The sequence below is a fragment of the Pseudomonas sp. SZ40 genome (genome assembly GCF_052958135.1).
This window is the reverse complement of the sequence record NZ_JBQWIF010000024.1, coordinates 64,559-91,045: the sequence shown is the minus strand read 5'-3', so window position 1 is coordinate 91,045 and position 26,487 is coordinate 64,559. Positions and strand designations below refer to the sequence as shown.

Below are 26,487 nucleotides of genomic sequence, written 5' to 3'. Positions count from 1 at the left end.
GACTCATAGCTCAGCTGGATAGAGTACTCGGCTACGAACCGAGCGGTCGGAGGTTCGAATCCTCCTGAGTCCGCCATACCCAAAAGGGCCTGCAGTGATGCAGGCCCTTTTTCTTTGTCTAGCGTTTTCCCATTACGCAGTCATTCTGGTCGAAACTGACCGTGCGCCGCTCGCTGTTGTCCTTGTTGGTGTAATGGTAGGTCGTCTGGCCGTTGCGTTGGCTGATGCGCTGTGGCTTGCCTAGCGCGCTCTCGACGTCCTTGCGGGTCATGCCGGTGCGTATCTGCTTCCTGATGATCGCTTCGCGTCTGGCGCTGCCTATGACGGCATTGCCACAGCCGTCCTGCTGCTCGCCGATCACGGTCAGCGTCTTTTCAGAGGGTTCCGTTGCGCTTTTCGGTGTGGGCTCTGGGCGCGTCAGTGGGGTGACGACGCTCCCGGGGTTGGGGTTGTGGGTGTCCTGAATTCGCTGCTGCTGACTTTCGCTGCAGCCATATTGGCTGAAGGTGATATGGCCATCGCCATGTTCGCAGCGAAACACGCTAGACGCGGGCAGTGTGGTTGGGCTGAGCAGAATGGCGTAGACGGCTGTGCAGCGTATCCATTGCATGGTGACGTCCTCCCTGACGTGTTCTGGCAAGCTTAGTCGCTGCTCTGCCCGTTGCCACGTGCCTTCTGCCTGATGACGTGCGTCGCAGTATTCGAACTCATGCGGACGGGTTCAGGAAAACGCTGCAAGCGCTTGTCTTGCCATGCCTTTGTCACGTACATGGCTGATTAGCGTGTTATTATTCGTCTGTCAGCCCCGCCGGGGCTTGTGGATCCTCACCATGGACTTACCCAGTAGTAACTCAGAATTCCAAGTGTGCAATCACGTATTGACTGATTGACCCTCGCGGGCGCGCGCCGCCGCTGGGGGCGGAGTGTGCCATGTCAGAAGTAGAAACCAAGAAGCCGCAAGAAAGCCTGCAGGACCGACTCGCTCAGGTCGTCGAGTTGCTGCAGCGGCACAGACTGGTCGAAGACCTTACCCATCGCCAGGAAGGCCACCACCAGGACCGCGTCGAAGGTCTGGTGCATCGGCAGAACCTCGCCGAGCTGCAGCGCAAGCTCGATGATCTGCACTCCGCCGACGTCGCTTACATTCTCGAAGCCCTTCCGTTGGAAGATCGTCTTGCCATCTGGCAACTGGTCAAGGCGGACCGTGACGGCGACATCCTTCTCGAAGTGTCCGACGCCGTGCGTGAGACGCTGCTCGCCGACATGGAGGATCATGAGATCCTCGCGGCGGCCAAGGAGATGGATGCCGACGAGCTGGCGGATCTGGCATCCGAACTGCCGCGTGACGTCGTCCATGAGCTGATGGAAACCCTCGACGCTCAGCAGCGCGAGCGGGTGCGTTCCGCGCTCTCCTATGAAGAGGAGCAGGTCGGTGCGCTGATGGACTTCGAGATGGTCACCATCCGCGAGGACGTCAGCCTGGAGGTGGTGTTGCGCTACCTGCGTCGCCTCAAGGAGCTGCCGGGGCATACCGACAAGCTGTTCGTGGTCGACTACGACGGGGTGCTCAAGGGCGTGCTGTCGATCAAGCGTCTGCTGGTCAACGACCCGGAGAAGCAGGTTGCCGAGGTCATGGCCAATGACCCGGTCAGCTTTCATCCCGATGAGGACGCCTATGACGCTGCTCAGGCTTTCGAGCGTTACGACCTGATCTCTGCGCCGGTAGTCGACAAGAACGGCAAGCTCATTGGCCGCCTGACCATCGACGAGATGGTCGACCTGATCCGTGAGGAAAGCGAAAGCGAAGTCCTCAACATGGCGGGTCTGCGTGAAGAGGAAGATATTTTCGCATCGGTCTGGAAGTCGGTGCGCAACCGCTGGGCCTGGCTGGCCGTCAACCTGATCACTGCGTTCATGGCCTCGCGTGTCATCGGCCTGTTCGAGGGCTCCATCGAGAAGCTGGTGGCACTGGCGGCCTTGATGCCGATCGTGGCGGGTATCGGTGGTAATTCGGGCAATCAGACCATCACCATGATCGTCCGCGCGATGGCGCTCGATCAGGTCAGTACCGGCAACGGCAATACATCGCGGCTTATTCGCAAGGAACTGGGCGTTGCATTGATCAATGGCCTGGTCTGGGGTGGGGTGATCGGGGTGGTGGCCTACGGTCTGTACGACAGCTGGTCGCTGGGCGTGGTGATGACTGCGGCAATGACGCTCAACCTGCTGTTGGCTGCGCTGATGGGGGTGCTGATCCCCATGACGCTGATGCGCTTGGGGCGTGACCCGGCGATGGGCGCCAGTGTGATGATCACTGCGGTAACCGACAGCGGTGGTTTTTTCATCTTTCTCGGGCTGGCTACGCTGTTTCTCCTCTGATGGGGAAACAGCTTTTCTGAAGCAACAAAAAAACCGGCCTGGAGCCGGTTTTTTGTTTTCGCAGATTCAGTCGTCGTTGCCGGCGGCCATCTCAGCGTCGTGCGCGATCAGTGCGACGAGTGCATTTTGCTGGCGACGCGATAGCTGGCGGAAGCGCTGCAGCAGTTCCCGCTCGTGCAGGGAAAGCTCCGGGCTGTCCAGGCGCACATCGGCCTCGTCGTCCAGTACGCCTTCCTGAAGCATGCTCTGCTCCAGGCGGGCGATGATCTCGGAGTTCATGCTGCGGTGGTGTTGGCGGGCGACATCAGCGATGCGCTCGCGCATGCCGTCGGGCAACCGAACGACGAACTTGTCAGCCGTACGGCTGGAGTAGATAGCCTGTTTCATAGGGCGCATACATCAACCAATTAGTTCAAGGAAACGAAGCCGTAATGGCATATAGCTACGAGATTGTCGTTACTTCGACCATCCCAAGCGGCAGCCGTTCAACCGCGGCCAGCATTTTGTCTGGTGATCGTGCTTCTTGTCAGCAAATAATTGACGCCAATTACGTGTCGTATTCTGGCCTGGGTAAAGGCTTTTTGCCAGCACCAATTATCGAAATTATTTTCAAATGCGCTGTAAGTCCCATTTAGCGGGCCTCAATTGTCAAATCACGGATACGCCATGATGGCTTTGGCCAGAGTGAAACAGCGGTTTTGCGGGGGAACGTATATGTGTATGTATGTGACGGGCGACGAGTCCGCGGCAAACCAGCCGGCTTGCAAGACCGGGCGCATCATAGCGCCCCATCTGGTTCATGCAGTGAACTACTTCGCTATGATGGGAGATTGTCTGCAGTGACAGATGCTACGGAGGTCGTTGCGAATGGCGGGTAGGCTGATCTATCTCATGGGGCCTTCGGGGGCGGGCAAGGACAGTGTGCTCGACGCCGCGCGGGGAGTGCTCGACGCTCGAGGCTGCAAAGTGGTCAGGCGGGTGATCACGCGCTCCGCCGAGGCTGTCGGGGAGGATGCTATCGCCGTTTCACCCGAAGCGTTCACGGCACGTCTGCAGTCCGGTGACTTTGCCATGAGCTGGCGAGCCAATGGATTGTGGTATGGCATCCCAAAGGAAATCGACGTCTGGCTGTCCGCCGGCCATCAGGTACTGGTCAACGGTTCTCGTGGGTATTGGGAGGAGGCTCGGCAGCGTTATCCGCAACTGTTGGCGATCCTGTTGGAGGTTGACCCCGACGTACTGCGCTCGAGGCTGCTGCGTCGTGGTCGAGAAACGCTGGATGAGATCGAAGCCAGGTTGGCGCGCAATGCCAGGTTCGCTGGTGGTGGGCATGGCGCGATTGTTCTGGATAACTCGGGCCCCATAGAGCAGACGGTTGCCAGGTTGGTGCAACTGATCGATACGCCAATCCAATTGCGCGATTAGCGCGCATCCAACGGCTTCGCGGTGGAGGGTTGGCGGCTAGCGAAGGATCGGATCGAACTTGACCCGTTTGCCGATCAGCAAGGCGACCGTCAGTGATACCACACTGATCGGTAGCGCGATCCGTGCGGCTGCAGTCAGCCATTCGGCTTGGCCAGGGGCCATCCACAGCAGGCTTGCCGATACCACTGCCATCAGCAGAAACAACAGGGCTGGTTTGGACATCATGCTCTCCTCGCGTTCTGCGGTTGGCATTCAGAAAAATGGGTCATGGGGGCCATTCTGGTCATCTCTGGAGATCTGCGGCGGAATGCGATCGGAAAGTCCGTCGATCAGCCAGATTGCCACACAGGCGATAGTGGCCAGCAGCAATACGAAACCTGGGAAAAATACGCTCCACATGGCCCGGCACTCAGAAGGTGAAACGCTGTTGCGGGCGGGGTTGCCACTCGCTGTTGGTCAGGGGCTTGGCCTCGAACTGGCCAGGCTCCACCTTGGTCGCGTGCTGAAACTGTACGGGTGTGGCGCGCATTTGCTGGACCAGCTGCATAGCCGTGGCCTGCTGCTGATTATTTTGAAAGTTGGCGAATGCGGCGCCTGCTAGCAGGGTCAGAGCGATGGCGGTGGCCAGGGCGATGAAGCTGTTCATGGTGGGGTTCTCGCATTCGGATTCTATGCGAGTAAAAGAGCAGTTCCCGTGCCAATCTTTTTAAATAAAAAAATACTTATAAATCAATCACTTAAATAACTATTTACGGCTTGTTGCCGTGCATGTTGCAAGGTCGCTCGACTGCCGCATTGCAAAATGCATGAACGTCGCCAGGCGTCAGTCCAGGGGCAGCTCCGTCGTGCGCTTCACTTCGCTCATCGCAATGCCTGAATGCGCCTCCTGAACGTGTGGTCGCTGCAGGAGTTGGTCGCGCAAAAAGCGCTCATAGCTGGCGATATCCCGTGCCACCACTTTGAGCAGATAGTCAGAGCTGCCCGCCATGGTGTAGCACTCCAGAACCTGCGGATAGCCGGTTATCGCCTGCTCGAATTCGTCGAGATTGCTGCGTCCGTGTGCCGACAATTTGATGCTGACGAAAACGGTGATGTTGAAACCTAGCCGTTTATGGCTGAGCAGTGCGACCTTGCGTTCGATGAAGCCTTCCTCCTGCAGGCGGTTGATGCGTCGCCAGCAGGGGGACTGGGACAGCTCCACTTTCTTGGCTATCTCGGCGGCGCTCAGGTCGGCATTGCGTTGCATCAGGCGCAGGATGCGGCGGTCGATGGCGCTCAATGGCTCGTGCATGTTCGTTTCCGGTTAGTCGTTTTTATTGGAACGTTCATGCTCAGTATTGGCATTGGCGGCGCAAATGAGAAAGAAAAAATCGCTGCGCTCCGGTCTATGCTTAAGGTAGCCATCCATACAGTGATCCTGATGGATGTGGACAGGTGGTACCTACCGTTGCCACTTGAAAAGGTCGCCATAAAAACAACAGGAGCGCCGCCCTATGTCTTTGGCCGAAATCCGCCTGGACGACAAGTACCGTCTCGCCACGGGTCATCTGTACCTCACTGGCACCCAGGCACTGACTCGCCTGCCCATGTTGCAGAAGCAGCGTGATTGCGCTGCGGGCCTGAATACGGCCTGCTTCATTTCCGGTTATCGCGGATCGCCGCTGGGTGGGTTGGACAAGAGCCTCTGGGAGGCTCGCGAGTTTCTGCAGCAGAACGCCATCCACTTTCAGCCCGGCGTCAACGAAGAGCTCGGTGCTACCGCGGTCTGGGGTAGCCAGCAGACCAACCTGTTTCCTGGCGCCCGCTATGATGGGGTATTCGCCATGTGGTATGGCAAGGGCCCGGGTGTCGACCGCAGTGGCGATGTGTTCAAGCACGGCAACTCGGCGGGTGTCTCGCCCCATGGCGGTGTGTTGCTGTTGGCGGGTGACGACCACGGCTGCAAGTCGTCGACCATCGCACACCAGAGCGAGCATGCCTTCATTGCCGCTTCGATTCCGGTGCTCAACCCCGCCAACGTTCAGGAAATCCTCGATTACGGCATCATCGGCTGGGAGCTTTCGCGCTACAGCGGCTGTTGGGTCGCACTGAAAACCATCGCCGAGAACGTCGACTCGTCTGCCGTGGTGGATGTCGACCCGCAGCGGGTCAAGGTCAGCCTGCCCGATGATTTCGAGCTGCCGGAAGAGGGCGTGCACATTCGCTGGCCGGACCCGCCACTGGCCCAGGAAAAACGTCTCAACGTCTACAAGATCTACGCGGCCCGCGCTTTCGCCCGCGCCAACGGCCTGAACAGGGTCATGCTCGACTCACCCAACCCGCGGCTGGGGATCATCACCACGGGCAAATCCTATCTGGACGTACGCCAGGCGCTGGAGGATCTGGGGCTGGATGACGCGCTCTGTTCGCGGATCGGCTTGCGGGTGCTCAAGGTCGGCATGAGCTGGCCGCTGGAGCCGGTGTCCGTGCACGACTTCGCCGATGGGCTTGATGAGATTCTGGTGGTCGAGGAAAAACGCAGCATCATCGAGGATCAATTGACCGGTCAGCTCTACAACTGGCCTGTCGGCAAACGGCCGAGGGTGGTGGGCGAGTTCGACGAGCAGGGCCAGTCGCTGTTGCCCAACCTGGGTGAGCTGACGCCGGCGATGATCGCTCGGGTCATCGCCCGGCGGCTGTCTCCCATCTACACCAGTGATGTCATCGAAGCGCGACTCGGCTTTCTCGATGCCAAGGAAAAGGCCCTGGCGGCGCGCAGCTACAGCACCGTACGTACCCCCCATTTCTGCTCGGGTTGCCCGCACAACAGCTCTACCAAGGTGCCGGAAGGCAGCCGAGCCATGGGCGGCATCGGCTGCCATTACATGACCCAGTGGATGAATCGCAGCACCGAGACCTTCACGCAGATGGGCGGAGAAGGGGTGACCTGGATCGGTCAGGCGCCGTTCACCGATACGCCACACGTGTTCCAGAACCTGGGTGACGGCACCTATTTCCACTCAGGGCATCTGGCCGTGCGCGCTGCCGTCGCGGCAGGCGTCAACATCACCTACAAGATTCTCTACAACGATGCGGTGGCCATGACGGGTGGTCAGCCGGTGGACGGCGAGTTGCGCGTCGATCAACTGAGCCAGCAGGTATTCGCCGAGGGTGTGAAGCGCATCGCGGTGGTCAGCGACGAGCCGGACAAGTACCCGAGTCGCTCGACCTTCGCGTCGATCACCACCTTTCATCACCGTCGCGAGCTGGATGCCGTGCAGCGTGAAATGCGCGAGTGCAAGGGGGTTTCGGTGATCATCTACGATCAGACCTGTGCGACCGAGAAGCGCCGCCGGCGCAAGCGCGGCAAACTGGTCGATCCGGCACGGCGGGCTTTCATCAACTCCGCCGTATGCGAGGGCTGTGGCGACTGCAGCGTGAAATCCAATTGCCTGTCGGTGCTGCCGCTGGAGACGGAACTGGGGCGCAAGCGGGAGATCGACCAGAACGCCTGCAACAAGGATTTCAGTTGCCTGGACGGCTTCTGCCCCAGTTTCGTGACCGTGCACGGCGGGCAGTTGCGCCAGCCGCAGGCGGTCGGCGCGGGGGCGTTGTTCGTGGCGCTACCGGAACCGCGCCTGCCGTCGTTGCAGCGGCCCTGGAGCATTCTGCTGCCCGGTGTCGGCGGCAGCGGAGTGACCACCGTGGGGGCATTGCTGGGCATGGCGGCGCACCTGGAAGGCAAGGGCTGTACCGTGCTCGATCAGGCGGGCCTGGCGCAGAAGTTCGGCCCGGTGAATACCCATGTGCGCATCGCCGCCCATCAGGATGATATCTATGCGGTGCGTATCGCCGCCGGTGAGGCGGATCTGCTGATCGGCTGCGACCTGGTCGTGGCGGCGGGTGAGGATGCCCTCGCCAAGCTCAACGAGCAGGTGTCCCACGCGGTCATCAACAGCCACGAGGCGGCCACGGCCGAATTCACCCGCAACCCCGATGCTCAGGTTCCGGGGCAGGCCATGCGCCAGGCGCTGAGCGATGCCGTTGGCGCGAGCAAGACCTGGTTCGTCGATGCCACTCATCTGGCGACTCGGCTGTTGGGCGATAGCATCGCCACCAACCTGTTCATGCTCGGTTATGCCTACCAGAAGGGCCTGGTGCCAATCAGCGCCGAGGCCATCGACAAGGCCATCGAACTCAACAACGTGGCGGTCGCATTCAATCAGCAGGCATTTCTCTGGGGACGGCGCGCGGCGCATGACGCCGCAGCCGTCGAGCGCCTGGTGCGGCCAGCGATTGCAGAGGCCCCGCGTTGCGAAACGCTGGAGGCCATCATCGAGGATCGGGTCACGCGTCTGACCGCTTATCAGAATGCGGCCTACGCCGAGCGCTACCGGCAGTTGGTGATGCGCGTTGGCGAGCGTGACAGCGATCCTCAGCGGCGCCTGAGTCGGGCCGTGGCGCGTTACTACTTCAAGCTTCTGGCCTACAAGGACGAATATGAAGTCGCACGCCTGTATAGCGACAGCGCTTTCAGCGAGGCATTGCGGGCGCAGTTCGAGGGTGATTTCCGCCTGCAGTTTCATCTGGCGCCTTCCTGGCTGAGCCAGACCGACAAGGTGACGGGCGAGCCTCGCAAGCGCAGCTTCGGGCCATGGATGCTGAGGGCATTCAAGGTGCTGTCGACACTGCGCTTTGTGCGCGGTACCTGGCTGGACCCTTTCGCACGCAGCGAGGAGCGCCAGCTGGAGCGCAGCCTGATCGACGATTACGAGCGCAGCGTGGGCAAGCTGCTGGAGGCGCTGAGCTCCACCAATTACCCGACGGCGCTGATGATCGCCGAGCTTCCAGAGCAGATTCGCGGCTACGGGCATGTCAAGGAGAAGGCGGTGCTAAGCGTGCGTGAGCAGGAGCGGCAGTTGCAGATACGCATGAAGGCGGGTGAGATTGCGGTGGTGAGGCTGTTCGAACCGGCGGCCTGATGAGCGATGGCATGTCAACGGCATGACAAATCTCGTCGTGATGGTTAACATGCCGGCCGGCTGCTGTAATGGGCGGTGGGTCTAACGGGTCTCCTTAGTTCAACGGATAGAATAAGCCCCTCCTAAGGGCTAGATGCTGGTTCGATTCCAGCAGGGGACGCCATGATCCGGCGCCGAGGATGGAGATGTGCCATCGCGGTTCAGCCATACCAGTTTGCGTTAGCCTGATAAAAATCAAAAAAAAGACCCGGCAAAAAGCCGGGTCAATAACCGTGATTAGCCTGATGAGGAGATAAACTGGAGCTTCCGACTGGATGCATTCAGATTATCAAGCCAGCTTCGCAGCTGACGAAGTAGATAATAATGATTCTCGATCATTAGTCAATAGAAATACTTCTCATTTCTGTTCCTGATTTTTCCTGGGCCATTTTTGCTCAGGAAAATCAGCGATTTGCAAGCTGCTAAATTCTTTCGCAAACGTGTCATCTTGCCGCCTTGCAGGCTACGCTAGGGGTCTTTCCCTCAGCCAGGTATGCGACATGTCCGATGAGCCTAACGATGTGCCCCGCCCAGAGCCGCTGACCAGCGCCGAGGCCCGGGTATTGGGTTGTCTGATCGAGAAGCAGGCCACGACCCCTGAAGCCTACCCCCTGACCCTGAATGCGCTGGTGCTGGCCTGCAACCAGAAGACCAGCCGCGACCCGTTGATGAACCTCACCCCTGGCGCTGTCGGTCAGGCCTCACGAAGCCTGGAAGAGCGCGGTTTTGCGCGGTTGGTCATGGGCAGTCGCGCCGATCGCTGGGAGCAGCGGGTCGACAAGGCGCTGGAGTTGGTGGCGCCACAAGTGACCCTGATAGGCTTGCTGCTGTTGCGTGGGCCGCAGACGGTCAGCGAGCTGCTCACTCGCAGCAACCGCCTGCATGATTTCGACGATGCCGATCAGGTGCAGCACCACTTGGAGCGTCTGATCGGGCGAGACCTGGTCAGCCTGGTGGGGCGGCAGCCGGGGCAGCGCGAGGATCGCTATGCCCATCTGCTGGGGGATCCGGCTGAGCTGCAGGCGCAGTTGCACGAGCGTGCGGCGCAGGGGGAGCGATCGGTCACGGGATCTTCCGCGGATCGCCTGGAGGCACTCGAGGCGCGTATTGCCGAGCTCGAAGCCCGGCTGGCGGTGCTTGAAGGCAATGCTGCCGTTTGAGTGGCAATGCTGGTCGGGCGGTACCTGCAGGGGCTGCGATTCAGGCGGCGGAATAATGAACTGTTGCGGGTCACGCATTATCCATATGGCACTGCGACCGTCGGCTCCGGCCTGGATGGCTGCTTGTCCATCGGGTGTCGTTGATCGAGGTTGAGTCTCCTGCGGGAGCTGGTTACAAGGAGTCGTTGCAGTCCAATGCGTTTGATCTGGAAGTCTTTCAGTTCGCTGTACATCGCCACTGTCCTGATGCTGCTCGGCTCGGGCCTGCTGAGTACCTATCTGGCGCTTCGGCTGGCCGAGTCCGGGGAGGGCGTGTGGGCCGGTGCACTGATGGCGGCCAACTATTTCGGGCTGGTACTCGGTGGCAAGATCGGCCACCGGCTGATCGCCCGGGTCGGGCATATTCGCGCCTACGTCGCTTGTGCTGGTGTGGTCACTGCCGCGGTGCTGGGGCATGGCCTGCTCGACTGGCTGCCGGCCTGGCTGGTGCTGCGTGTGCTCGTCGGGCTGGGGATGATGTGTCAGTACATGGTCATCGAAAGCTGGCTCAACGAGCAGGCCGACACCAAGCAGCGTGGGCTGGTGTTCGCCGGTTACATGGCAGCGTCCTATCTTGGACTGGTGCTTGGCCAACTGGTCCTGGTGGTGCATCCGACCCTGGGGCTGGAGCTGCTGATGCTGGTGGCGCTGGCGTTCGCCCTGTGTCTGGTTCCCGTGGCGCTGACCCGACGCCTGCACCCTGCGGCATTGCATCCGGCACCTTTGGAGATGCGTTTCTTCTTCAAACGGGTGCCGCTGTCGCTGACCACCATCGGTGTGGCGGGCCTTATGATCGGCTCCTTCTATGGCCTGGCGCCGCTCTACGCGGCCGATATGGGGCTGGCGACCGAGCAGGTCGGTATCTTCATGGGTTGCTGCATTCTGGCGGGCCTGATCGTTCAGGCGCCGCTTGGCTGGCTGTCCGATCGTTTCGACAGGGTCAAGCTGATACGCGGCATGTCAGGGATCATGGTGGTGGTCGCCGCCCCCCTGGCCATATTGTCCGAAGCTCCCCTGTTGTTGCTGATTTCGGTGGGTTTCATCGTCAGCATGCTGCAGTTCAGTCTCTATCCGCTGGCCGTTGCATTCGCCAATGACCACGTGGAAACCGATCGACGTGTGTCGCTGACCGCCATGCTGCTGGTGACCTTTGGCGTCGGTGCCTGTATCGGCCCACTACTGGTCGGTGTGCTGATGCGCTTTTTCGGCGCCAACATGCTCTACGCGTTCTTCTGTGTCTGCGGGCTGTTTCTGGTCTGGCGGGTGCGCTCGAACATCGTTACCCACCTTCACCAGGTCGATGATGCGCCACTGCAGCACGTGGCCATGCCAGTCAACATGACCGCTTCGCCGCTGGTGGCTGCGCTGGATCCGCGCGTCGATGAGCAGGTGGTGCAGGAGCAGATGCAGGAGCCTGTCGTTACCGATCCCGATGTACAGGGTGGCGACGATCTGCAAGACAGGCCTGCGCCATCGCCGCAGGCCTGAGCTTATAGAAAGGTATCGCTTTCAAAGCGTCGGGCTTCGCGTTGCAACTGGTAAACGAAACGCTCTACCAGTCGCTGCTGCAGCCCACTGAGGTTGGCGAAATGCAGGCCAGCGAAGGTCAGGTCGAGCTTGTCGTCATAGCGGGCATGGCGCAACTCCACGGCGGCCTCCAGGCGGCCGACTGGCAGTAGGGCGTAGAAACCTTCGTACACTTGTCCTGGCTGCAGTTTTTCGCTGGCGTTGCCGGGTAGGCGAACCTTGCACCCCGAGGCGGAGATGTCCAGCATCAGGCCTTCGAGCGGCGTGCGCAGTTTGGCACCGATGATTTCCACCTTGACCTGATCGGATTGCTTGAGAGCGGCCCGGAACGCATTGCGGCGCTGGTGGTAGAGCACCTCACCGGGAATACCGCCGACATAGCAGCGCTCGCCCTGATATTCACTCGCCTGCATGCCGGTTGGGCAATCCCAGGCAATGCGCACGCCGTCATGCAGCGATTCGACGCGAAAGGCTTCGCCATTCTGCATGTAGCGCTCACCATCGCTGGGCATCATTTCGTCGAGAACCAGCAGGTTCTGATCGCGGTCCACCTCGATCACATAGCTCTGGAAGCGCTGGTTGCGTTCATGGAACACGATCACCAGGGGATCATGGTGTTGTTGCAGAAGGCGTAGGTTGGCAACGATTTCCACGGGTGCCTTGAGCACTTTCGGGGGTTGCGGGCCACCATCCTGAACGAAGGGGTTGGACACGGTCCAGTGATCTCCGGGGCAAGGTACTGCTGCGTCAATGATAATGCCATTTTGATATCATTGCGCATCTTGTCGTTATGTCAGGCCTGGCTCAGCGGGCGCTTGCCGCCGATCTTAGCGGTACTCCCGCTGCTGTCATAGAGCGATGGGGTCTCGTTTCCACGCAGGATGCCGAGCATTTTTTCTGCCGATTTCTGGCTCGAGCGGATGACCCGACCGTTGCGCAGGTTGGCACCCTGGCAGTTCTCGAGCAGGTCACTCAGGCGGTCGCTGGCGGCCATCAGCACGGCACCTTGAGCGGAGCGTTGCGCGAGTGCCTGCAGGCCTGCGCGGTCAGCGCTCAGATGAAGACCAAGAAGAATCTGAGTGCGGGCCTTGCCATGTTGATCGAGACTGGCCAGCAGTGGCTGCTTGTCTGCCAGTATCTGCTGCAGACTGGGCAGATCGTTGTCGCTGAGAGCCTGGAATTCGCTCTCTATCAGCTCAAGCAATCGCTCTGCGTGGCCGATATCTTCGTTGAACAGGTCGAGCAGGGTCGTAGCGGTCATGAGCGGGCTCTCTGGGGTAGAACCTATCCGAGCTCTGCCAGCTTGGGTGCCGGCAAAACGTCAAAGCGGTTTCTGGGCGTCCAACACCCCAGCGCGAGCCCTGGGACTAGCGCTGGGACTCGAAGTTGAGCAGCTTGCTGGCGACGCGCTGGCTGTCGACCTGATAGCTGCCATCGGCGACGGCCTGCTTCAGCTTGGCTACCCGGTCGGTATCCACAACTGGCTGATCGCGCAGCTTGTCGACGGTTTTCTGCAACTGTTGCGCTTCGCTGCTCAGCTGAACGGATTCGCCGCTCTTGCTGCTGACAGCTGTTTTCTGGGCTGCGGCTTCGCTGCCACCGGCCTTGTTGTCGATGGCTTCGTTCTTGCCGCCCTGGGCGCTGCCGGCACGTGTGGTGCTGGCTGGCGTGCTGCTGTTGAGTCGGTTGAAATCGATGACCATGATGCAGAACCTCTGACGGAGTTTGGACGCTTGCCTAGTTTGTCGGCTATGCCCGAGAAAACTTTAGGCAAAAAAATCGCGTCGCTCGCACAGTCTAAAACACCCATCTGCGCCAGTCAGCCAATCCGTTCGCCAATCTGCCAGATAAATGAATACCCATGATACCTACATCGACACTTCGACTTGCCCGGGGCCTGTCACCCGAGCGCGAACCACGCGCTGCGAGCGCTGGTTGCGTACGCTTATCTGCTTGCCTATGGCGCCATCCGAGAGCGCTTCGCCGGGCATGCGCACATTGATGCCGCCGCTGCGCGCGCTGATTACGACCTGGTCACCGCGGCGGATGACCTCGGCCTGGCGGATATGCACGGGCGCCAGGACCTGGTCCGGTTGCATGGCGCGCGTGGCCTTTCTGCCGATCGCCTGCTCCATCTCGGTCAGGTAGCCCTGATTGAGCAGGCCGACATCACGTTCCGCCAGCATTATGTCGGCTTCGCCAAGCACGCCTTCGCGTTTGACCGGGCGTACCAGGGTGACCACTTCGCGATAAAGACGCACCTGGCCGGGTACGAATACCGTCCAGGGGGCCGCGCCGTCACAACGCACGCGCATGGTCACCCGGCCTACGGGTTCAGCGGGTGTTTCCAGGGTGGTGGTCAGTGGCTGATCGCATAATGGCAGGCGCAGGCGTGGGTCCAGACGGTTGATCTGCACCTCGTGGCGCGCCTGGATATTGCTGCGCTGCAAATAGTCCTCCACTGCCTGCTCAAGAAAGCGCTGGGTCTCGCCGATAAGCTGATCGGGCAGGGTGACTGAGGCAGTTGTCAGCGTGCTATAGCCGAGCGCCATCAAAGCAGGTAAAACTGCCAGGCAACGAAGGCTCTTGGCCATCGCGCGTCGAATAATTGTCGTTTGTGCATTCATGTCTGGTTGGAAGCAAGGCGCGTGCCGCCTGCTACGCTGACCAAATCAGATGCGTAATTGGAATCATGGGAGCCCGTACATGGCCGGTGTGATGGATTCGGTCAACCAGCGTACTCAGCTGGTTGGGCAGAATCGCCTGGAACTGTTGCTGTTTCGTCTCGACGGCCCACAGCTGTACGGGATCAACGTCTTCAAGGTGAAGGAGGTGTTGCAATGCCCGAAACTCACCATCATGCCCAAATCGAGCCCGGTGGTTCGGGGTGTGGCGAATATCCGCGGCGGTACCATCCCGATCCTTGACCTGTCCATGGCGACGGGCAAGCGACCGCTGGGTGATCTGCAGGGCAGCTTCGTCATCATCACCGAGTACAACACCAAGGTGCAGGGCTTCCTGGTGCGCTCGGTGGAGCGCATCGTCAACATGAACTGGGAAGAGATCCATCCGCCACCCAAGGGCACCGGGCGCGACCATTATCTGACGGCGGTCACGCGGTTGGATGACAAACTGGTCGAAATCATCGACGTGGAGAAGATCCTCGCCGAGGTGGCGCCGACTTCCGAGGTGATTTCCGTCGGCGTGGTGGATGTCGAGACCCAGACCAAGGCTGTCAGCCAGCACGTGCTGATCGTCGACGATTCGTCGGTGGCGCGTAAGCAGGTGATGCGCTGTCTGCAGACGGTAGGGGTCGAGGTCACCGCCTTGAATGATGGACGCCAGGCGCTGGACTTCCTGCGAGCGATGGTCGACGAGGGCAAGGTGCCGGAGCAGGAACTGCTGATGATCATTTCCGATATCGAGATGCCGGAGATGGACGGTTATACCCTGACCGCTGCGATCCGCTCCGATCCGCGCATGCAGAAGCTGCACATTCTCCTGCATACTTCACTATCGGGTGTATTCAACCAGGCGATGGTGAAGAAAGTGGGGGCCAACGATTTTCTGGCGAAATTCCGTCCGGACGATCTGGCCTCTCGCGTGGTCGAACGCATCAAGTCGAGCGATCACTCGGCATAACGCAGGAATTGCCCGGATTCACTGAACGGGCGGTGGCGGCAAAATCGACAGGTGGGCCTTGGCCTACCTGCCGCATTCGATTTTTTAGATGGGCGAGGCTCAGCGAGTGTCTTCAGGTAATTTGGATTTCGAACAGTTCCGGATCTTTCTGGAAAAAGCCTGTGGCATCGTGCTGGGTAGCAATAAGCAGTACCTGGTTTCCAGTCGGCTGAACAAGCTGATGGAGACCAACGGCATCAAGACCCTGGGCGAACTGGTGCAGCGCATGCAGACCCAGCCGCGCAGTGGTCTGCGCGAGCAGGTGGTCGATGCCATGACCACCAACGAAACCCTGTGGTTTCGAGATGCCTATCCGTTCGAAGTGCTCAAGAATCGAGTGTTGCCCGAGCTGATCAAGGCCTACCCTGGGCAGCGCCTGCGAATTTGGTCGGCGGCCTGTTCGTCGGGGCAAGAGCCCTATTCGCTGTCGATGAGCATCGATGAGTTCGAGCGCAGCAACATCGGCCAGCTCAAGACCGGTGTGCAGATCGTGGCCACTGATCTTTCGCCGACCATGCTCAACAACTGCAAATCCGGTGAGTACGACAGCCTGGCGATGGGCCGCGGTCTTGCCCAGGAGCGGCTGCAGCGTTACTTCGACCCCAAGGGGCCGGGGCGCTGGGTGGTCAAACCGGCGATCAAGAGCCGCGTCGAGTTTCGCCCGCTGAACCTGCTGGACAGTTACGCCAGCCTCGGCAAGTTCGACATCGTGTTTTGCCGCAACGTGCTGATCTACTTCTCCGCCGATGTGAAGAAGGACATCCTTACGCGCATCCATGCGATGCTCAAGCCAGGCGGTTATCTGTTCCTTGGCGCTTCCGAAGCCCTCAATGGTTTGCCGGAGAAGTACCAGATGGTGCAGTGCAGCCCAGGGATCATTTACAAAGCCAAGTGATTCAGCGATAGCGAAAAGGAGGCCCCACCGGCCTCCTTTTTTCATTCGGTTCGTTCTCCTCGCCTGACGGTGTTCCGTCACCCTCGCGTCAGAAAAGCGGCAAGCCCTGGTTCAATTGCCGCTCTCAGCTTGCCAATCGGCGGAAAAGCTTTGCCGCCCGCGCCTGCCGCTTCCCTTTGTTTTAGCTTATCCAGCTGATTTATAAGATAAAAAATAAATTGGCACGTGCTTTGCTGAGAACTTTGCACGAAAACCGGCTGGCCGATACGGCAAAGGTTCCTGAGATGAGCATCAGCTTCGATAACGCGCTTGGCATTCACGAGAAGGCACTGGGCTTCCGCGCTCAGCGTGCCGAGGTGTTGGCCAATAACATGGCGAATGCCGATACCCCCAACTACAAGGCGCGAGATCTGGATTTCGCCTCCGTGTTGGCCCAGCAGGCTGCCAAGAGCAGCGGCAGCGGCAACTCCGGTCTGAAAACCACCAATAGCCGGCATATCGCAGCAGAAGGCGTGCCAATGGGCGATGCGGCGTTGGCTTATCGAACGCCGACTGCGCCATCGATCGATCAGAACACCGTGGACGCTCAGGTCGAGCAGGCCAACTATGCCGAGAACTCGGTGGCTTTCCAGACCAGCTTCACGCTGCTCAACAGCAAATTCAAAGGGCTCGTCAGCGCCCTGCGTGGTGAATAAAGGAGCCCGATATGTCACTTACCAGCGTTTTCAACATCGCCGGAACCGGCATGAGTGCCCAGAGCACTCGCCTGAATACCATTTCCAGCAACATCGCCAACGCCGAAACGGTGTCTTCCAGCATCGATCAGACCTACCGGGCTCGTCATCCGGTATTCGCCACCGTGTTTCAGCAGGCCCAGGGTGGCGAGAACGGTTCGCTGTTCGCCGATCAGGATCAGTCAGGCGCGGGTGTTCAGGTACTGGGTATCGTCGAGGACCAGAGCAGCCTGATGCCACGTTACGAGCCTAACCACCCGGCCGCCGACGAAGCGGGCTACGTGTACTACCCCAACGTCAACGTGGTCGAGGAGATGGCGGACATGATTTCTGCCAGTCGTGCCTTCCAGACCAACGTGGAAATGATGAATACCGCGAAGCAGATGATGCAGCGCGTTCTGACCTTGGGTCAGTGAGCCGGGAGTGAGAGATGAGCACTGTTGATGGCGTCAGCTCCAGTTCGGTACTGGACAAGTATCAGGTCAAGCAGGATTCCACCACGCAGAACAAGGAGCTGGGCAAGGACCAGTTCCTCAACCTGCTGGTGGCGCAGCTGAACAACCAGAACCCGCTTGAGCCTCAGGGCAATGGCGAGTTCATCGCCCAGCTGGCGCAGTTCAGTACCGTTGAGGGCGTCGAGAAGCTCAACTCGAGCATGGAAACCATTCTCTCCGGCTATCAGTCTTCCCAGGCCCTGCAGGCTTCTTCGCTGGTCGGTCGCAAGGTGATCGTGCCGGTGGACAAGGCGGTGGTCGATACCAGTGAAAGCTTCAAGGCCAGTGCCGTGCTGCCAACCAGCAGCAGCAACGTGTACGTCAACGTTTATGACACTGCCGGTGCGGTGGTGAGCCGCATCAACCTGGGTGAGCAGCAGGCTGGCAACGTGAGCTTCATCTGGGACGGCAAGGATGCCAGCGGCAATGTGATGAAACCGGGTACCTACAGGTTCGAGGCGCAGGCGACCTACGGCAACGAAACCAAGGGGCTCTACACCTTGCTGCCGGCCAACGTCGACAGCGTCACGCTGGGCGGCAACGAATTGATGCTCAATCTTGCGGGGGTCGGCAATGTGCCACTTTCGCAAGTGCAGGTCATTGGTCAGTAATTAACAGGCTATAACTGCCGGGCTTTCGGCAAGGAGATTTTTCATGTCGTTCAATATCGGTCTTAGCGGCCTGCGCGCTGCAACCAGTGACCTCAATGTGACCGGTAACAACATCGCCAACGCCGGTACTGCGGGCTTCAAGCAGTCGCGTGCCGAGTTCGCCGACCTGTATGCCTCGTCGATGCTCAGCAGTGGCTCCAACCCGATCGGTAGCGGTGTGCTGCTCAGCGATGTGTCCCAATTGTTCAGCCAGGGCAACATCAACTACACGCAGAACTCGCTGGATCTGGCCATTCAGGGCAACGGTTTTTTCCGCACCAGCAACAATGGCGATATCAGCTACACCCGTGCCGGTTACTTCGGTACTGATCGTGAAGGCTTCATCGTCAATAATTTCGGCCATAACCTGCAGGGTTATGGCGTGGATGCCAACGGTAATTTGCAGAACGGCATCATCGGCAACCTGAAGGTGGAAACGGCTAGCCAGGCGCCGAGGGCTACGTCCACCATTACTCAGCCGTTCAACCTGAACTCGACCGAGAGCGTTCCGGTGCTGCGCCAGAGCGCCTATGACGGCGCCTATCAAACCGCGTTCAACGGCTCTTTGTTGCCGGGTAACCCGAACCCGACGCCTGCCGAGATCGCGGCCGCCACTGCGGCTGCAACGCCTGCACAGCTTGCGGCTGCCAATGCGGCGGGGGCTGCGGCGGGTACCACTGCAGCCAACGCTTCGTTCAACCCGGCGGATCCGACCAGCTACAACCGTTCCACCTCGGTCAATATTTACGACGCCCAGGGCAATGCGCACTCCTTCACCCAGTACTTCGTGAAGACCGGAGCGAACAACTGGGACGTGAAGATTCTGGTGGACGGTCGTAATCCGCTGGATCCGACCAGTACTCAGGCGCTTTCGGCAGGGGTGAGCTTCGACTCGTCCGGCAAGCTGCAGACCATCGATCCGGCAAGGCTGAGCACAGGGTTGTCGATGAACCCTGATGGCACCCTCAGCATGAATGGCTGGGTGCCTGCGGCGCCGACCAATGCCGAGGGTACGACCTGGGCAGCAAACGGTTCCACGGCCAGCGGGGCGGTGAAGTTCGATTTCCGTGGGTCTTCGCAGTACAACAGTACGTTTGCGGTCGCCAAGGTCGAGCAGGACGGTTATAGCACCGGGGAGCTGTCGGGCCTGGAAATTGACGAGACCGGTGTTCTGTTCGCTCGCTATACCAATGGCCAGACCAAAGTTCAGGGCCAACTGGTGCTGGCCAACTTCGCCAACATGCAGGGGCTTACACCGGTTGGCAAAACGGCGTGGGTTCAATCGTCGGCATCTGGTGAGCCGGTCATCGGCACGCCAAAAAGCGGCACCCTGGGGTCGTTGCAGGCTGGGGCGCTGGAAGATTCCAACGTCGAGCTGTCGGATCAGCTGGTCAACCTGATCGTTGCCCAGCGCAACTATCAGGCCAACGCCAAAACCATCGAGACCGAGAGCGCCATCACGCAGACGATCATCAACCTGCGTTGATGCCCGCGTCAGGGAGTCGTTGCCGCTAGCGGCAACAACTCGCCAAGCGACAAATTTCAGGCTCCCTCGGGAGCCTGTTTCGTTTATATAAATCCAATAAAATCATTAGGTTGCGATTTTTTGTGGTTGGTGGCACGTGAATTGCTTTTAAGCTCTTGTCAGAGTCGCGGGCGAGTTGCCCCACCTCGGAGGAAACATGGACAAGATGCTGTACGTCTCCATGACTGGTGCCCACAACAACACGTTGGCCCAGCGTGCCCACGCCAACAATCTGGCGAACATCTCCACGAGCGGTTTTCGCCGCGATTTCGAGCAGGCGCGCTCGATGCCGATTTTTGGAGAAACGCAGCCTAGCCGTGTGTTCGCCATGAGCGAGCGACCCGGTACCGATTTCACGCCTGGCTCCTTGCAGGAAACCGGTCGTGATCTGGATGTGGCGATTGGTGGCAAGGGCTGGTTGGCCGTGCAGTCGCCCGATGGCACCGAAGCCTATGTGCGTACTGCGAGCCTCAACGTGGATGCCATGGGCATGCTGCGCACCGGTAATGGCATGCCGGTGATGGGCAATGCCGGGCCGATCGCCGTGCCGCCCGAGCAGAAGATCGAGATTGGCCAGGACGGCACCATCAGCATCCGTGCCCTGGGCGAGGCGCCCAATGTGTTGGCTGAGGTCGACAGGTTGCGGCTGGTGAACCCGGACCTCAAGCAGATGCAGAAGGGCAGCGACGGCATGATCCGTTTCAACGGCCCGCAGCCACCGGAAGCCGACGCCACCGTGCAGATCACTTCGGGCTTTCTCGAGTCCAGCAACGTCAATGCCGTCGAGGAAATGACCTCGATTCTGGCGCTGTCCCGGCAGTTCGAGCTGTCGGTAAAGATGATGCGTACCGCAGAAGACAATGACACCGCCATGGCGCGTGTCTTGCAAATGACCTGATAACCAAACGCGCGGCGCCATGAATCCGGCGCCCGAGGAGAAACGCTATGCTTCCGGCACTTTGGGTCAGCAAGACCGGCCTGTCCGCTCAGGACATGAACCTGACGACCATTTCCAACAACCTGGCCAACGTGTCCACCACGGGCTTCAAGCGCGATCGCGCCGAGTTCGAGGACCTGCTGTACCAGATCCGTCGCCAGCCTGGCGGTCAGTCCAGCCAGGACAGCCAGCTGCCTTCCGGCCTGCAGCTCGGTACCGGTGTGCGTATCAATGGCACGCAGAAGATCTTCACTGCCGGTAGCCTGCAGACCACCGAGCAGCCGATGGACATGGCGATCAACGGCCGCGGCTTCTTTCAGGTACTGATGCCCGATGGCACGGTGTCCTACACCCGTGACGGCAGCTTTCACCTGAACTCCGATGGCCAGGTGGTGACGTCTCAGGGTTTCGCGCTGGAGCCGGCCATCGTGCTGCCACCGGAAGTGCGTACCTTCACCGTGGGTGAGGACGGCACCGCGTCGGTGACCACCACCGGCAACCCGCAGCCGCAGATCGTCGGCAACATCCAGATCACCGACTTCATCAACCCGGCGGGTCTGGAAGCGATCGGCAACAACCTGTTCCTGGAGACCGCCTCCAGCGGTGCGCCGCAGGTCGGCACGCCCGGCCTCAACGGCTTGGGTACGACCCTGCAGAACACCCTGGAAAACTCCAACGTCAGCGTGGTCGAGGAGATGGTCAACATGATCACCACTCAGCGCGCCTACGAGATGAACTCCAAGGTCATCTCCACCGCTGACCAGATGCTGTCCTTCATCACGCAGAACCTTTAAGAAACCCGGGGTAGGGCAGCAGCTCACCCCCTGATACGCCTGAACGCTGTGAGGTAGTGGTTATGAACCGCTTGGTGTGTGTGTTCTCGATTCTCGGCAGCGTAGCGCTGAGTGGCTGCGTGGCGCCGGTCGCCAAGCCCAACGATCCGTACTACGCACCTGTGTTGCCACGCACGCCGCTGCCGGCCGCGCAGAACAATGGCTCGATCTTCCAGTCGGGCTTCGAGAACAATCTGTACGGCGACCGCAAGGCGTTCCGCGTGGGTGATGTGATTACCATCAGCCTGAGCGAGCGCATGCAGGCCAGCAAGAACGCCAGCTCGCAGATGTCCAAGGACAGTAATGCCAATATCGGCCTGACGTCGCTGTTCGGCGGTGGCGTATCGATCGACAACCCCAGCTCCAGCCTCAATCCGCTGAAGGCCGAGAACCTGGGACTCAGTGCCCAGTACGGCGCCCAGCGTGACACCAATGGTTCCGGCCAGGCCGGGCAGAGCAACAGCCTGACCGGTTCGATCACCGTGACCGTGGCCGAAGTACTGCCCAACGGGTTGCTGGTCGTGCGCGGTGAGAAGTGGATGACCCTCAACACCGGTGACGAGCTGGTGCGCATCGCCGGTCTGGTTCGTTCCGACGACGTTGCTCGTGACAACACCGTGGCCTCGACCCGTATCGCCGATGCACGCATCACCTATTCCGGTACTGGCGCCTTCGCCGATGCCAGTCAGCCAGGTTGGCTGGATCGCTTTTTCGTCAGCCCGCTGTGGCCGTTCTGAGGTTCATGATCATGCGCAAATGGATCATCACCGTTGCAGCTCTGCTGCTGGCCTCGACCGCTCAAGCCGAGCGGCTCAAGGACCTGGCCAGTATCCAGGGTGTGCGTAGTAACCAGTTGATCGGTTACGGCCTGGTCGTGGGCCTCAATGGCAGCGGCGACCAGACTACCCAGACGCCGTTTACCGTGCAGACCTTCAACAACATGATGGCGCAGTTCGGCATCAAGGTGCCGGAAGGCGGCAACGTGCAGTTGAAGAACGTCGCTGCGGTGTCGATCCACGCCGACCTGCCGCCTTTCGCCAAGCCCGGGCAGACCATCGACATCACCATTTCCTCGATCGGCAACGCCAAGAGCCTGCGCGGCGGCAGCCTGTTGATGACGCCCCTCAAGGGGATCGACGGCAACACCTACGCAATCGCCCAGGGCAACCTGGTGGTGGGCGGTTTCGATGCCAGCGGCGCCGATGGTTCGCGCATTACCGTCAACGTGCCTTCGGCCGGTCGCATCCCCGGTGGCGCCACGGTGGAGCGTCCGGTGCCGAGCGGCTTCGATCAGGGCAACACCCTGACACTGAACCTCAACCGTCCGGATTTCACCACGGCAAAGAACATCGTCGACCACATCAACGAGCTGCTCGGCCCAGGTGTGGCTCAGGCGCTCGACGGCGGCTCGATTCGCGTCAGCGCGCCGCTCGATCCGAGTCAGCGCGTCGACTATCTGTCGATTCTGGAAAACCTCGAGGTCGACGTCGGTCAGGCGGTTGCCAAGGTCATCATCAACTCGCGCACCGGCACCATCGTCATTGGCCAGAACGTGCGTGTGCAGCCGGCAGCCGTGACCCACGGCAGCCTGACGGTGACCATCACCGAAGACCCGATCGTCAGCCAGCCGGGCGCGCTGTCCGGCGGCGAGACTGCGGTAGTGCCGCGTTCGCGTGTCGGCGCCGACGAAGAAATGAAACCGATGTTCAAGTTCGGCCCCGGTACCACCCTCGACGAAATCGTGCGTGCGGTGAATCAGGTAGGCGCTGCGCCTTCCGATCTGATGGCCATCCTGGAGGCGCTCAAGCAAGCCGGCGCTCTGCAGGCCGACCTGATCGTGATTTAAAAGGAGCGGGACATGGATACTCGACTCGCGGCCGCCGGCACCACCACTCTCGACACGGGCGCCTATACCGATCTCAATCGCCTCAACCAGTTCAAGGTTGGCGGCGACAATGAGGAGAACATTCGCAAGGTCGCGAAGGAGTTCGAGTCGCTGTTCCTCAATGAAATGCTCAAGACCATGCGTTCGGCCAACGAGGTGTTCGGCGAAGGCAACTTCATGAACAGTAACGAGGCCAAGACCTACCAGGACATGTACGACCAGCAGTTGTCGGTGACCATGGCCGGCAACAAGAACGGTATCGGTCTGGCGGACGTGATGGCGCGGCAAATGTCGAAGATGCGCAGCGTCAGCGATCGACCCAATCCATTCGCTCAGGTCGATGCGCCGGTGCCTGCTGCGCCGAGCAAACCGCTGGCTCGCACTGAACAGACCGCTGCGCCTATGCAGGTCGAAAAGGCCCAGGGTTCCGCCGAAGGCGAACGCAACGACATGGCCTTGCTCAATCAGCGTCGTTTGTCGCTGCCGGGCAAACTGGCGCAGCGGATCCAGGCTGGCATCGTGCCGGGCGCCGAGGCGGCCAGTGCCTCCACGGCTGCGGGAACGCCCGCGGGCGATGCGGTCGGCAAACCCCTGGCCAAGGGCGACTGGTTGCCGGCCAAAGCCTATGCCGCACCGGCCGAACGCAGCCTGAACATCAATGGCAGCGAAGAAATCGCCAGCCGCACGACCTTCAAGTCGGCCAAGGAATTCATGGAAACCATGCTGCCGATGGCCGAGAAGGCCGCGGCCAAGCTGGGCGTCGATCCTCGCTATCTGGTGGCGCAGGCAGCACTGGAAACCGGTTGGGGCAAGTCGATCATCAAGCAGGGCGATGGCAGTAGCAGCCACAACCTGTTCGGTATCAAGACCCACAACAGCTGGGGCGGCGATTCCGCGCGGGTGATGACCACCGAATACGAGAATGGCAAGCCGGTGAAGGAGGCCGCGTCCTTTCGTGCCTACGAATCCTATGCCCACAGCTTCGAAGACTACGTGAGCTTTCTGCAGAGCAACGGGCGTTATGAAAAGGCCCTGAGCTCGACCGCCAACCCCGAGCAGTTCGCCCGTGAGTTGCAAAAAGCCGGCTATGCCACCGATCCGCAGTACGCCAAAAAGGTGTCGCAGATCGCTCGCAAGCTGTCGACCTACCAGATGATCGCCGCCAACGGCGCGCCCTCCAACCAGGGATGATGAAGCATGGCTGACTTATTGAGTATTGGCCTGTCAGGCCTGTCGGCGAACAAGACCTCGCTGGCGGTCACTGGCCATAACATCACCAATATCAACACGCCGGGATTCTCTCGTCAGGATACGATTCAGGCTACGCGTACGCCGCAGTTCAGCGGGGCCGGCTATATCGGCTCCGGCACCACCTTGGTCGACATCCGCCGCAGTTACAGTGAGTTTCTCACTACCCAACTGCGCAGCAGCACCGCGCATAGCAGCGATGTCGCCGCTTACAAGAGCCAGATCGATCAGCTCGACTCGTTGCTGGCCGGCACCACCACGGGCGTCACGCCGTCGCTGCAGAAGTTCTTCTCGGCCCTGCAGACCGCTGCCGAAGACCCTTCCAATGTGCCCGCTCGGCAGTTGGTGCTTTCCGAAGCCGAGGGGCTGAGCCGGCGCTTCAATACCGTTTATGACCGCTTGAGCGAGCAGAACAGCTTCGCCAACAAACAGATGGGCGCCGTGACCGAGCAGGTCAATCGGCTTGCCACCTCCATTGCCAGCCTCAACGAATCCATCGCGGTCGCTCAATCCAATGGCAGTCAGCCCAATGACCTGCTCGACGCCCGTGAAGAGGCGGTACGCCAGCTGTCGACCTTCATCGGCGTCAATGTCGTGGCGCAGAACGATGGCACGCAGAACGTCTTCATTGGCTCGGGTCAGCCTCTGGTAATCGGCAGCAATGCTGCACGCCTGGAGGTGGTGCCTGGTAGCAACGATCCGAATCGCTCCGAGATACAGTTCATCGTTGGCGCCGCGCGGCAGACCATCACCACACAGGTTACCGGTGGGGAGTTGGGCGGCATCTTGCGGTATCGCGAGGAGGTGCTGGACAGCACCTTCAATTCGCTGGGGCGCCTTGCATTGGCGGTGAGTGATCAGGTCAACAGTCAGTTGGGGCAGGGCCTGGATCTGAAGGGGCAGGTGGGTGCCAAACTGTTCGGTGATTACAACGCGGAGTCACTGGCCCGCTTGCGCGTACTGTCGTCGTCCAGCAACAGCAGCAATGCGTCACCGATCCTGAACATCACCAACAGTTCGCTCTTGACCACCAGCGACTATCGACTGGAGTTCGACGGCAGCAATTACACGGCGCGGCGCCTGAGTGACAACCAGCCGATGACCGTCACCCAGAACCCTCCCGGCACCCTGAGCTTTCAGGACAGTGCCGGACGTAACCAGGGGTTCCAGATCGTTGTCGGCACTCCTGCACCTGCCGCGGGTGATTCGTTCGTGCTGCAGCCGACGCGCATTGGCGCCTCGACCATATCCACCGTGCTGGACCAGGCCGACCAGCTGGCGTTCGCTGCGCCGGTTCGCGCCGAGGCCAATCTGCAGAACCGCGGCAACGGTGTGATCAGTCAGCCGACGCTGCAGTCCACGGGTAGCAATATCGACCCGGCAGCGTTGCAGGCCGCATTTCCTCCGCTGACACTGACTTACGATTCGGCTGCGGGCGGTTTCAACGGGTTGCCTGCTGGTGCGACGCTGACCCGCGTCGATAACAAGGGGCAGCCGATCACTCCGGCGCCGACCCCGCTCTTCGAACCGGGCCAGCAGAACAACTACCAGTTGACCCTGGCCGATGGCACCAGCGTCAACATGAGCGTCAGCGGCCGTCCGGAAAACGGCGACCGCTTCAACATCGCCTTCAACCAGAACGGTGTTTCGGACAACCGTAACGCTCTGGCGCTGGTTGGCCTGCAGAACAAGCAGGTAATCGGTGTCGACCCCACGGTAACCGGCATTACCACCGGCTCCAGCTTCACCGACAGTTACGGCGACCTGATCGAGCGCGTCGGCACCCTCACTGCCCAGGCCCGCCAGGACAGCGAGGCGACAACTGCTATCCTCAAACAGGCGCAGGACAACCGCGATTCGCTGTCGGCGGTCAACCTGGACGAGGAGGCGGCCAACCTGATCAAGTTCGAGCAGTACTACAACGCGTCCGCCCAGGTGATTCAAGTTGCGCGCTCTTTGTTCGATACCCTGATCGGGGCATTCAGGTAGTGGCGTGAACGCGCTTAGCGGGTAGGGTGGGCTTCAGCCCACAAACACACAATACGATCAACCATCCAGCAATGGCCAGATGGTGA

26 protein-coding genes and 1 tRNA gene are annotated in these 26,487 nt (G+C 60.3%); 18 read left to right on the top strand and 9 right to left on the bottom strand.

Annotated features, from left to right (window positions below; genetic code table 11):
- Window positions 1-118: 118 nt before the first annotated feature.
- Window positions 119-610: an outer membrane protein assembly factor BamE domain-containing protein gene (gene bamE / locus ACT9T4_RS18355; protein ID WP_499118314.1), complete on the bottom strand. Its 492-nt coding sequence runs from the start codon at window positions 608-610 to the stop codon at window positions 119-121.
- A gap of 320 nt (window positions 611-930) precedes the next feature.
- Between bamE and mgtE the strand changes: the two genes are divergently transcribed.
- Window positions 931-2,379: a magnesium transporter gene (gene mgtE, locus ACT9T4_RS18350; protein ID WP_042553120.1), complete on the top strand. Its 1,449-nt coding sequence runs from the start codon at window positions 931-933 to the stop codon at window positions 2,377-2,379.
- Between the two features lie 66 nt (window positions 2,380-2,445).
- Here mgtE and ACT9T4_RS18345 read toward each other — a convergent pair whose 3' ends face one another.
- Entirely contained in the window at window positions 2,446-2,775 is a 330-nt protein-coding gene (locus ACT9T4_RS18345) for an Arc family DNA-binding protein (RefSeq protein ID WP_042553119.1), read from the bottom strand.
- 471 nt (window positions 2,776-3,246) lie between these two features.
- On the opposite strand from ACT9T4_RS18345, the gene phnN reads away from it, so the two are divergent.
- Window positions 3,247-3,804, top strand: coding sequence for a phosphonate metabolism protein/1,5-bisphosphokinase (PRPP-forming) PhnN (phnN, locus tag ACT9T4_RS18340; protein WP_179538702.1), 558 nt, complete (start codon window positions 3,247-3,249; stop codon window positions 3,802-3,804).
- A gap of 36 nt (window positions 3,805-3,840) precedes the next feature.
- On the opposite strand, the gene ACT9T4_RS18335 is transcribed toward phnN, so the two are convergent.
- From ACT9T4_RS18335 to ACT9T4_RS18325, 3 genes are all read right to left on the bottom strand, one after another.
- Window positions 3,841-4,026, bottom strand: a complete 186-nt coding sequence (locus ACT9T4_RS18335; RefSeq protein ID WP_042553117.1) for a PA3371 family protein — start codon at window positions 4,024-4,026, stop codon at window positions 3,841-3,843.
- A gap of 187 nt (window positions 4,027-4,213) precedes the next feature.
- On the bottom strand, window positions 4,214-4,450 hold the full coding sequence (locus tag ACT9T4_RS18330; RefSeq protein ID WP_042553116.1) for a hypothetical protein: 237 nt from the start codon (window positions 4,448-4,450) through the stop codon (window positions 4,214-4,216).
- Between the two features lie 177 nt (window positions 4,451-4,627).
- Window positions 4,628-5,095, bottom strand: a complete 468-nt coding sequence (locus tag ACT9T4_RS18325) for an Lrp/AsnC family transcriptional regulator (protein ID WP_042553115.1) — start codon at window positions 5,093-5,095, stop codon at window positions 4,628-4,630.
- A 202-nt stretch (window positions 5,096-5,297) separates the two neighbouring features.
- Here ACT9T4_RS18325 and ACT9T4_RS18320 point away from each other — a divergent pair, with 202 nt between their 5' ends.
- From ACT9T4_RS18320 to ACT9T4_RS18305, 4 genes are all read left to right on the top strand, one after another.
- The gene (locus tag ACT9T4_RS18320) at window positions 5,298-8,765 is read left to right on the top strand and encodes an indolepyruvate ferredoxin oxidoreductase family protein (protein ID WP_499118309.1); all 3,468 of its coding nucleotides are present in this window, start codon (window positions 5,298-5,300) and stop codon (window positions 8,763-8,765) included.
- 88 nt (window positions 8,766-8,853) lie between these two features.
- Window positions 8,854-8,928: transfer RNA gene (locus ACT9T4_RS18315), tRNA-Arg, on the top strand.
- A 376-nt stretch (window positions 8,929-9,304) separates the two neighbouring features.
- A complete protein-coding gene (locus ACT9T4_RS18310; protein ID WP_042553113.1) occupies window positions 9,305-9,964 on the top strand; it encodes a YceH family protein in 660 nt (219 codons plus the stop codon).
- A 195-nt stretch (window positions 9,965-10,159) separates the two neighbouring features.
- Window positions 10,160-11,491 (top strand): MFS transporter, encoded by a 1,332-nt coding sequence (locus tag ACT9T4_RS18305; protein ID WP_042553112.1) that lies wholly within the window; start codon window positions 10,160-10,162, stop codon window positions 11,489-11,491.
- A gap of 2 nt (window positions 11,492-11,493) precedes the next feature.
- Here ACT9T4_RS18305 and ACT9T4_RS18300 read toward each other — a convergent pair whose 3' ends face one another.
- The 4 genes from ACT9T4_RS18300 to flgA form a co-directional block, all read right to left on the bottom strand.
- Complete coding sequence (locus ACT9T4_RS18300) at window positions 11,494-12,243, bottom strand: flagellar brake protein (RefSeq protein ID WP_042553111.1); 750 nt, start codon at window positions 12,241-12,243, stop codon at window positions 11,494-11,496.
- Window positions 12,244-12,323: 80 nt separating this feature from the next.
- Window positions 12,324-12,791: a flagella synthesis protein FlgN gene (locus tag ACT9T4_RS18295; protein ID WP_499118306.1), complete on the bottom strand. Its 468-nt coding sequence runs from the start codon at window positions 12,789-12,791 to the stop codon at window positions 12,324-12,326.
- A 106-nt stretch (window positions 12,792-12,897) separates the two neighbouring features.
- Window positions 12,898-13,233, bottom strand: a complete 336-nt coding sequence (flgM, locus tag ACT9T4_RS18290) for a flagellar biosynthesis anti-sigma factor FlgM (RefSeq protein ID WP_042553109.1) — start codon at window positions 13,231-13,233, stop codon at window positions 12,898-12,900.
- Between the two features lie 165 nt (window positions 13,234-13,398).
- Complete coding sequence (flgA, locus tag ACT9T4_RS18285) at window positions 13,399-14,157, bottom strand: flagellar basal body P-ring formation chaperone FlgA (RefSeq protein WP_042553108.1); 759 nt, start codon at window positions 14,155-14,157, stop codon at window positions 13,399-13,401.
- Window positions 14,158-14,236: 79 nt separating this feature from the next.
- Between flgA and ACT9T4_RS18280 the strand changes: the two genes are divergently transcribed.
- The 12 genes from ACT9T4_RS18280 to flgK all read left to right on the top strand — a co-directional run bounded on the left by ACT9T4_RS18280 (window position 14,237) and on the right by flgK (window position 26,401).
- Complete coding sequence (locus tag ACT9T4_RS18280) at window positions 14,237-15,172, top strand: chemotaxis protein CheV (protein ID WP_042553107.1); 936 nt, start codon at window positions 14,237-14,239, stop codon at window positions 15,170-15,172.
- 106 nt (window positions 15,173-15,278) lie between these two features.
- The gene (gene cheR / locus ACT9T4_RS18275) at window positions 15,279-16,106 is read left to right on the top strand and encodes a protein-glutamate O-methyltransferase CheR (protein WP_042553174.1); all 828 of its coding nucleotides are present in this window, start codon (window positions 15,279-15,281) and stop codon (window positions 16,104-16,106) included.
- Between the two features lie 284 nt (window positions 16,107-16,390).
- Window positions 16,391-16,801 carry a flagellar basal body rod protein FlgB gene (gene flgB / locus ACT9T4_RS18270; protein WP_042553106.1) on the top strand — a complete coding sequence of 137 codons (411 nt, stop codon included), beginning with the start codon at window positions 16,391-16,393 and terminating at the stop codon, window positions 16,799-16,801.
- Window positions 16,802-16,812: 11 nt separating this feature from the next.
- Window positions 16,813-17,256 (top strand): flagellar basal body rod protein FlgC, encoded by a 444-nt coding sequence (gene flgC, locus ACT9T4_RS18265; protein WP_042553105.1) that lies wholly within the window; start codon window positions 16,813-16,815, stop codon window positions 17,254-17,256.
- Window positions 17,257-17,270: 14 nt separating this feature from the next.
- Window positions 17,271-17,945, top strand: a complete 675-nt coding sequence (gene flgD / locus ACT9T4_RS18260; protein ID WP_042553104.1) for a flagellar hook assembly protein FlgD — start codon at window positions 17,271-17,273, stop codon at window positions 17,943-17,945.
- Between the two features lie 43 nt (window positions 17,946-17,988).
- Window positions 17,989-19,470: a flagellar hook protein FlgE gene (locus ACT9T4_RS18255; protein ID WP_042553103.1), complete on the top strand. Its 1,482-nt coding sequence runs from the start codon at window positions 17,989-17,991 to the stop codon at window positions 19,468-19,470.
- Between the two features lie 196 nt (window positions 19,471-19,666).
- Entirely contained in the window at window positions 19,667-20,407 is a 741-nt protein-coding gene (locus tag ACT9T4_RS18250; RefSeq protein ID WP_042553102.1) for a flagellar basal body rod protein FlgF, read from the top strand.
- Window positions 20,408-20,454: 47 nt separating this feature from the next.
- Window positions 20,455-21,240, top strand: coding sequence for a flagellar basal-body rod protein FlgG (gene flgG / locus ACT9T4_RS18245; RefSeq protein ID WP_042553101.1), 786 nt, complete (start codon window positions 20,455-20,457; stop codon window positions 21,238-21,240).
- 62 nt (window positions 21,241-21,302) lie between these two features.
- Window positions 21,303-22,016: a flagellar basal body L-ring protein FlgH gene (gene flgH, locus ACT9T4_RS18240; protein ID WP_499118300.1), complete on the top strand. Its 714-nt coding sequence runs from the start codon at window positions 21,303-21,305 to the stop codon at window positions 22,014-22,016.
- A gap of 11 nt (window positions 22,017-22,027) precedes the next feature.
- Window positions 22,028-23,125 (top strand): flagellar basal body P-ring protein FlgI, encoded by a 1,098-nt coding sequence (locus ACT9T4_RS18235; protein ID WP_042553173.1) that lies wholly within the window; start codon window positions 22,028-22,030, stop codon window positions 23,123-23,125.
- 12 nt (window positions 23,126-23,137) lie between these two features.
- Window positions 23,138-24,355 (top strand): flagellar assembly peptidoglycan hydrolase FlgJ, encoded by a 1,218-nt coding sequence (gene flgJ / locus ACT9T4_RS18230; RefSeq protein ID WP_042553099.1) that lies wholly within the window; start codon window positions 23,138-23,140, stop codon window positions 24,353-24,355.
- A 6-nt stretch (window positions 24,356-24,361) separates the two neighbouring features.
- Entirely contained in the window at window positions 24,362-26,401 is a 2,040-nt protein-coding gene (flgK, locus tag ACT9T4_RS18225; RefSeq protein ID WP_179538697.1) for a flagellar hook-associated protein FlgK, read from the top strand.
- The last annotated feature ends 86 nt before the right edge of the window (window positions 26,402-26,487 follow it).